Here is a 1772-nt window from a genome sequence, read left to right on the forward strand (position 1 = left end):
GGGTGGTGGCGCACCCATCGCCGGGGGTTCGTCGAAGGGCGGAGGGATGTACGGGTTGGCGTCCCACACGAAGACCCTGAGCCGTCCCTCCCCGAGCGCTCGCAGCCGCAGCGACGCGGGCCCCTCCGCGTACCGGTAGGCGTTGGTCACCAGCTCAGACGTCAACAGCTCGGTGACGTCGAGGAGTTCGTCCATGCCGTGGCTCGTGAGCGCGGCCCGTACGGTCATCCGGGCGACGCGGGCGGAGCGGGGGTCGTGGGGGAGGCGCAGGACGTAGCACCAGTTCTCAGAGGTGGAGATTTCGGGCGATGCACAGTCGGGCGGCGATACGGTGACCATGAACACCTTCGGGGAGGAAAGGGACTTGGGCAGCTCACTGGCGACGCCGAGCGGTGGCAGTGCCTGGGGTGGTGCGCTTCCGGCTTACGGGCGGGGCCAGTTGACGTTGTAGCCTCACCGTAGCGCAGCACCTGAGATACATCTCCTAATGTCCGGAGATGCATCCCCAATTACCTCGTGTGAGGGACACGAGCGCCGCACTGCGGCCCGAAAGGAGACGTCTTGCCGTCCAACAGCAACCCCAACCTGCGTCAGCGACGGCTGGGCATCGAGCTGCGGAAACTTCGCGAGCGAACCGGGTTCAACGTCACCCAGGCCGCCACTCACCTGGGCGTCAACCAGGGTCGCGTCAGCATGATCGAAACCGGGCGCACACCTCTCAGCGCCGACCGGGTCCGCGCGATCGCGTCCGCCTACGACTGCCCCGACGAGTCACTGATCGACGCACTGGCCTCGATGACAGGACGCCGCGCGCGGGGCTGGTGGGAGGAGTACCGCGAGCACCTGCCCGCCGCTCTGGTCGACCTCGCCGAACTCGAACACCACGCCGCCGGACTGCGCGCGGCACTCATCGTGCACATCCCGGCACTACTGCAGACGACAGATCACGCACGAGCACTCTTCAGGCAAGTCGCGCCGCCCATGCGGCAGTACGAGATCGAACACCGCCTCACACACCGCATCAAGCGACAAGGCGTGCTGCACCGGGACAACCCGCCGTCGTACACGGCCACCATCCACGAGGCAGCGCTCCGCATGGGATTCGGTGGCCCATCCGTGACCAGTGCCCAACTCCAGCACCTCATCGACATGAGCGAACTCGCCCACGTCACGGTCAGGGTGATCCCCTTCGGCGCGGAGCACTTCCCCACCACGGGCCAGTCCATCGACTACATCGAGGGACCCGTACGGGAACTCGACACCGTCCAGCTGGACACGCATCACAAGGCATGCGAATTCCTCGACGCCGAAGCGCAGTTGAGCAAGTACCGTTCCGTGCTCGACCGTATGGAGTCCTGCGCGCTCAGCCCCGCGAAGTCACGCGACTTCGTCCACCGACTCGCCCAAGACATCTGAGAGGGCCCAACCGTGCCTACCCTCCACTGGCAGAAGTCCACCTACAGCGGAGACGGATCGAACTGCGTCCACCTGGCCGCCAGCGCCGGAGGCGCCATCCACCTCCGCGAGAGCGACGCACCGCACACCATCCTGACCACCACCCAGTCCCCCCTCCATGCCCTCATACGCACCCTGAAGGCACTCCCACCCAAAGGCGGGCGTTCAGGGAACCTGTGAGGAGCCCTCTGATGCACGAACTCACCTGGCAGAAGTCCACCCACAGCGCCGAAGCGGCCAACTGCCTCTACGTCGCCGCCACCCCCACCGGCACCATCCGCCTCCGCGAGAGCGACGAACCCCACACCATCCTCACC

At 66.5% G+C, this 1772-nt stretch carries 4 protein-coding genes; 3 read left to right on the plus strand and 1 reads right to left on the minus strand.

What is annotated here, in order from left to right; genetic code table 11:
- A partial coding sequence (locus FNH08_RS49630; protein ID WP_152778561.1) for an ATP-binding protein occupies positions 1-339 on the minus strand: 339 nt, incomplete at its 3' end.
- Between the two features lie 222 nt (positions 340-561).
- Between FNH08_RS49630 and FNH08_RS49635 the strand changes: the two genes are divergently transcribed.
- The 3 genes from FNH08_RS49635 to FNH08_RS54300 form a co-directional block, all read left to right on the plus strand.
- Positions 562-1416 carry a helix-turn-helix domain-containing protein gene (locus FNH08_RS49635; RefSeq protein WP_152778563.1) on the plus strand — a complete coding sequence of 285 codons (855 nt, stop codon included), beginning with the start codon at positions 562-564 and terminating at the stop codon, positions 1414-1416.
- A 12-nt stretch (positions 1417-1428) separates the two neighbouring features.
- Complete coding sequence (locus tag FNH08_RS49640) at positions 1429-1635, plus strand: DUF397 domain-containing protein (RefSeq protein ID WP_322726663.1); 207 nt, start codon at positions 1429-1431, stop codon at positions 1633-1635.
- 11 nt (positions 1636-1646) lie between these two features.
- The coding region (locus FNH08_RS54300) for a DUF397 domain-containing protein (protein ID WP_152778565.1) at positions 1647-1772 on the plus strand (126 nt) is incomplete at its 3' end.

This window comes from Streptomyces spongiae, assembly GCF_009377185.1.
GTDB lineage: Bacteria > Actinomycetota > Actinomycetes > Streptomycetales > Streptomycetaceae > Streptomyces > Streptomyces spongiae.